This window comes from Verrucosispora sp. SN26_14.1 (assembly GCF_004307965.1).
GTDB lineage: Bacteria > Actinomycetota > Actinomycetes > Mycobacteriales > Micromonosporaceae > Micromonospora.
This window is the reverse complement of record NZ_SISL01000400.1, coordinates 1-5,382: the sequence shown is the minus strand read 5'-3', so window position 1 is coordinate 5,382 and position 5,382 is coordinate 1. Positions and strand designations below refer to the sequence as shown.

General features: G+C 72.3%; 3 protein-coding genes. All 3 read left to right on the top strand.

The window, feature by feature from the left end; all coding sequences use genetic code 11:
• The coding region (locus EYA84_RS25400; RefSeq protein WP_161595037.1) for a LysE family transporter at window positions 1-365 on the top strand (365 nt) is incomplete at its 5' end.
• Window positions 366-678: 313 nt separating this feature from the next.
• Window positions 679-4,284 (top strand): M12 family metallo-peptidase, encoded by a 3,606-nt coding sequence (locus EYA84_RS25395; protein ID WP_131056038.1) that lies wholly within the window; start codon window positions 679-681, stop codon window positions 4,282-4,284.
• 173 nt (window positions 4,285-4,457) lie between these two features.
• Window positions 4,458-5,333 (top strand): sulfurtransferase, encoded by an 876-nt coding sequence (locus EYA84_RS25390; protein WP_131056036.1) that lies wholly within the window; start codon window positions 4,458-4,460, stop codon window positions 5,331-5,333.
• Window positions 5,334-5,382: the final 49 nt, after the last annotated feature.

The window sequence follows — 5,382 nt, the reverse complement described above, 5'->3', positions numbered from 1 at the left end:
GCCCGACCCGGCCCGCCGTGGACGCCGACGGCCGTCCGGCCCCCGGTGCCGTGCGGCGAGGGCTGGACACCCCACTGCGGGCGTACGCCGGCATCCTCGCGCTGACCCTGCTCAACCCGGCCACCGTCGTCTACTTCACCGCACTGGTGCTCGGTCGCGGCGGCCGGTACGGGTCCGGGGCCGGCGCGGCGACCCTCTTCACCCTCGGGGTGTTCCTGGCCTCGGCCAGTTGGCAACTGGTGATCGCGGCCGGCGGCACGCTGCTCGGCCGGACGCTCACCGGTGCGCGGGGACGCCTGGTCACGGCCCTGCTGTCGAGCGCCATCATCGCGGCACTCGCCGTCGCCCTGCTGATCGGCGGCTGACCCTCCGAACGGGACGGTCGACGGTGTGACGATCCGGTGACAGTCGCGTTGCGACCGGCGGCGGCGGTTCCCTTCCAGAGGATCTTCCCCTGTTCGGCTGATGTTCGTCCTCCGCCGTCCGGTTAGGGTCTGGCCCATCCATCGATCACTCGCGCTGCCCGTCGACCCGGACGGCGCGATGGGTCGCACCCCTCATCACCAGGGAGACGAGTTGAGGCGCTTCCGCACCCCTCGACCGGGCGGACGGTCCGGACACACCCGGTCACACCGACCCCGCCTGGCCGCCGTGCTGGCCATGGCATTGGTGGCGACGATGTCACCGATCCTGCTGACCTCCACCCCGGCCGCCGCCGCCCCCTCGGCCGACGGCCCGTGGCGCAAGGTGGACGGCACACCCGCCGCCACCAAAGCGGGCCGTCCAGCGGCCATCGAGGCGGCGCACCTGTCCGCCTACACACTGGACCGGGGCGGCATGCAGCGCCTGCTGGAGAGGGCACCGGCGGAGCAGCGCCGCGCGGCGGGCCAGCCCCAGCAGGTGGTGTCCCTGCCCGCCCCCGACGGGACCTTCCAGCGTTTCGCGCTGGCGGAGTCGCCGGTGATGGAGCCGGAACTGGCCGCCGCCCACCCGGAGATCAGCACGTACGCCGGCACGGGCCTGGACGACCCGACCGCGACGATCCGCGCCGATCTCACTCCGCTCGGCTTCCACGCCTCGGTCCGGTCCGCTGACGGCGCGTGGTACATCGACCCCTACTACCACCGCGACCAGAGCCTGTACGCGAGCTACTTCGCCCGCGACCTGACGAACCAGAACGGTGAGTTCGTGGAGCGGGAGGACGTCGAGTCGGCGGCGCACCACCTGCACGACGAGATCGAGGAGGCGCACGACGAGCCGGTGGTCGGCCCACTGGTGACGCTGCGCACCTACCGTCTCGCGTTCGTCACCGACCCGTCGTACGCCACCTTCTTCGGCGTGGAGAACGTGACGGCCGCGAAGGTCACGCTGATCAACCGGGTGAACCAGATCTACGAGGACGAGACCGCGATCCGGCTCGTCCTGGTCAACGACACCGAGAAGACGAACCTGAACACCCCGGCGCTGGCCACCGAGCCGAACGGCCCCTGTGGCAGCGCCGGCTGCTACACCCCGGCGCAGCTGACCGGGTGCAGCAGCGGGCTGCTCAACCGCAACCGGATCGTGCTCGGCCAACTCGTCGGCGCGGGCAACTACGACGTCGGCCACATCGGTCTCGGACTGAGCGGCGGCGGCATCGCCGGCCTCGGCGTGGTCGGCGGTGACGGCAAGGCGCGCGGCTGCACCGGCCTGCCCAACCCGGTCGGCGACTACTTCGCCGTCGACTACGTGGCACACGAGATCGGGCACCAGTTCGCCGGCAACCACACCTTCAACGGCAACCAGTGGAACTGCTCGGGCGGCAACCGCAGCGCGGCCAACTCGTACGAGCCGGGCAGTGGTTCGTCGATCATGGCGTACGCGGGCATCTGCCAGCAGGACAACCTCCAGCCGCACACCGACCCGTACTGGTCGCACCGGACCTTCACCGAGATCACGAACTTCGTCACGTCGAGCCGGCCGGCGATCAACGAGGTGCAGACCGTCTCGTTGCGCGACTTCGACACCGCCGGTGACTCGTTCACCCTCGGCTACGGCGACGCGACCTCGGCGCCGATCGTGCGCGGGGCCAACTACACCACCGCCGGGATCAAGGCCGCCGTCGAGTCGATCGCGGGCTGGCCGGCCGGCGCGACGGTCACCGTGGCCGCCTTCGGGGGCAGCGGCACGCTCAACGACACCGGATTCCAGGTCACCTTCGGCGGCACCCTGGCCGCCACCGACGTGGCCCCGCTGACCCTGGGCGACCTCACCGGGGCCACCGGCTTCGTCGGCGAGACCGCCAAGGGCGGTGCCGTCGACAACGGCGGCCACCTGGTCGAGCAGACCACCAACCACGCCCCGGTGGTCACCGTGCCGGACGGTCTGACCATCCCGGTGCGTACGCCGTTCGCGCTCACCGGCAGCGCCACCGACGTCGACGGCGACACGCTGACCTACCTGTGGGAGCAGAACGACCGGGGTGGCAGCGCCGGCACCGCGCTGGTGAACAACACCAAGACCAACGGGCCGCTGTTCCGGGTCTTCGGCGAACCGGCGTGGGTGTCGCCCGAGGACGCCCTGAAGTACCACTCGCCGGGTCAGAACGCCGTCACCACCGACTCCACCCGGGTCTTCCCGGACCTCGCGCAGGTGCTGGTCGGCAACACCAACGCCCGTACGGGTGCCTGCCCCACCCCGCCGGCACCCCCGGCCAGCGGCAGCGCCTCCAACGTCCCGCCGGAGATCCTGGACTGCTACTCGGAGTTCCTGCCCACCCGGGACTGGGTCGGTGTGAACAACGACCGGACCCTGAACTTCAAGCTCACCGCCCGGGACGGTCGGCCGGGCGGCGGCGGGATCGGTAGTGCCGACGTCGCGCTGCGGCTGGCCCCGGACGCCGGACCGTTCCTGGTCACCTCGCAGGCCGAGGCCGCCGTGCTCGACGGTGGTACGGCCCAGACCGTCACCTGGGACGTCGCCGGCACCGACGTGGCGCCGGTGAACGTCGGCCACGTGAAGATCACGCTCTCGGTCAACGGTGGGGGGACCTTCCCGTACGTGCTGGCCCAGAGCACGCCGAACACCGGTAGTGCGACGGTGACCCTGCCGAACGTGGCGACCGACGAGGCACGGATCAGGATCGAGGCGGTCGGCAACGTCTTCTTCGCCGTCAACGACGCCGAGTTCGGCGTCCGCGCCGCCCCCGAGGTCTCCACCGACGCCCCGGCGGCGGGAGTCGACGTGCAGTACAGCGACGCCCTCTCGCCGACGGTGACCGTCCGGGCGACCGACGCCGACGGCGCCGGGTCGACGCTGACCGCGACCGCCACCGGTCTGCCGGCCGGTCTGGCGCTCACCGTCGCGGGCACCTCCGGAGCGGACACCCGCCCCGGCACCCGGAGCTGGACCGTCACCGGCACCACCGCGGCAGCCCCGGGCACGTATCCGGTCACCGTCACGGTGACCGACGGCACCGGGCTGGTCGGCAGCACCACGTTCACCGTCACCGTCAGCCCGGAGAACGCGGCCCTGACCTGGGCCGGTGACACCCTGGTCAGCACCGCGACCGCCGGTGCCGCCGGTCGGGCCCTGCTGCGGGCCGTGGTGCGGGACAGTTCCGTGCTGCCGTCGTCGGCCGACACCACCGGCGGCGACCTGCGTACCGCCACGGTGACCTTCACCGCGGGTGGGGCCACGCTCTGCACCGCCCGTGTGGACCTGGTCGCCCCGGCCACCACCACCGGTACGGCGGCCTGCACGGCGACTCTGCCGGCGGGCGCGCACACGGTGACCGCCACGGTCGGCGGCACCTACACCGGTGGCACCACCGCCACGGTGACGGTCGCGCGGTCCGACGGCGGATTCCTCACCGGGGGCGGCCACCTGACCGCCACCCGATCGGCCGGCACCCACCCGGCGGACCGGGCGTCGAAGGTCTCGGTGAACCTGAACGCGAAGCCGGCCACCGCGAAGAAGGCGGCGTCGGGCCACGCGGAGATCACGTACCGCTCCGGCGGCACCGACTACAAGGTCCGGACCACCGCCGTCGACGGTCTCGGCATCACCTCGGCCGGTAGGTCGGCGTCGGTGCGCTACCAGGCCGGTCTCTACGACGGCCGGGGCAAGCTGGTGGCCGCCGGGCTGACGCTGGCGGTGACGGTGACCGACCGGGGCGCGCCGGGACGTCACGACACCGTCGGCATCACCCTCTGGCAGGGCGGCACCCTGGTCTTCTCGTCCGACTGGACGGGAGGCGGGACCGGCGAGGTGGCGCTGACCGGCGGCAACCTCACCGTGCACTGACCGGCGGGCAGGCCGGGGAGGCCCGTCCTCCCCGGCCTGTCGTCCGTCGATGGCTACCCCGGCAAGCGGCGGGTGAGCTCCACCACTAGCCGAAATATCCGCAGGTCGGGGCCGTATTGTCGCGAAGGTAATCCCGATTGCCAAGATAGGGAATTCCGGCGACAGGAGGACTCATGGCACGCACCCTCGACCTGCCCACCCCGCTCGTGTCCACCGAGTGGCTCGCCCAGCACCTCGACCACCCGGACCTGCGGATCCTCGACGCGACCGTGCACCTGGCCCCGCCGAGCGAGGCCGGTCAGGACTGGTCCCAGACGTCCGGTCGCCCCGAGTACCTGGCCGCGCACATCCCGTCGGCGGCGTTCGCCGACATCATCGACGACCTCTCCGAGCCGGACGGCGGCTGGTTCACCAAGCCCTCTCCGGAGCGCTTCGCCGCGGCGGCGGGCCGACTGGGCATCGGCCCGGACACGGCGGTCGTGGTCTACGCGGCCAACGTCTTCTGGGCCACCCGAGTGTGGTGGCTGCTGCTCGCGAACGGCTTCGACAACGTGGCCGTCCTCGACGGCGGGTTCGGCAAGTGGACCGCCGAGGGCCGGCCGACCCGCGACGGCGAGGAGAGCTACCCGCCCGCGCAGTTCGTCGGCACGCCCCGGCCGGAACTCTTCGCCGATCTGGACGAGGTCAAGCAGGTGGTGGAGAACGTCAGCGGAGCCTGCCTGATCAACTCGCTGTCGCCCGAGGACCACCACGCCACCGAGACGATCAACTACGCCCGCCCCGGCCGGATCCCCGGCAGCCGCAACGTCTTCGTCGCCGCGCTGCTCGACCCGGCCGACGGGACCTTCCGGTCGGTGCCGGAGCTGCGGGAGATCTTCCAGGAGGTGCAGGCCCAGCCGGGCCGGAAGGTCACCTACTGCGGCGGAGGCATCGCGGCCACCGGCGACGCCCTGGCACTGCGCCTGATCGGGGAGACCGACGTGGCCGTGTACGACGGCTCGCTGCGCGAGTGGACCAGCGACCCGTCGCTGCCCGTCGAGGTCGGCTGAGCGCGTCCCACCCCCGTACGCCTTCCGGCCCGCCAGCGCGACAGCGCGG

What these genes read in the sequence shown, in the direction of transcription:
- EYA84_RS25395 (WP_131056038.1), top strand. Translation starts at nt 679, where the DNA reads ATGTCACCGATCCTGCTGACCTCCACCCCGGCCGCCGCCGCCCCCTCG.
- EYA84_RS25390 (WP_131056036.1), top strand. Translation starts at nt 4,458, where the DNA reads ATGGCACGCACCCTCGACCTGCCCACCCCGCTCGTGTCCACCGAGTGG.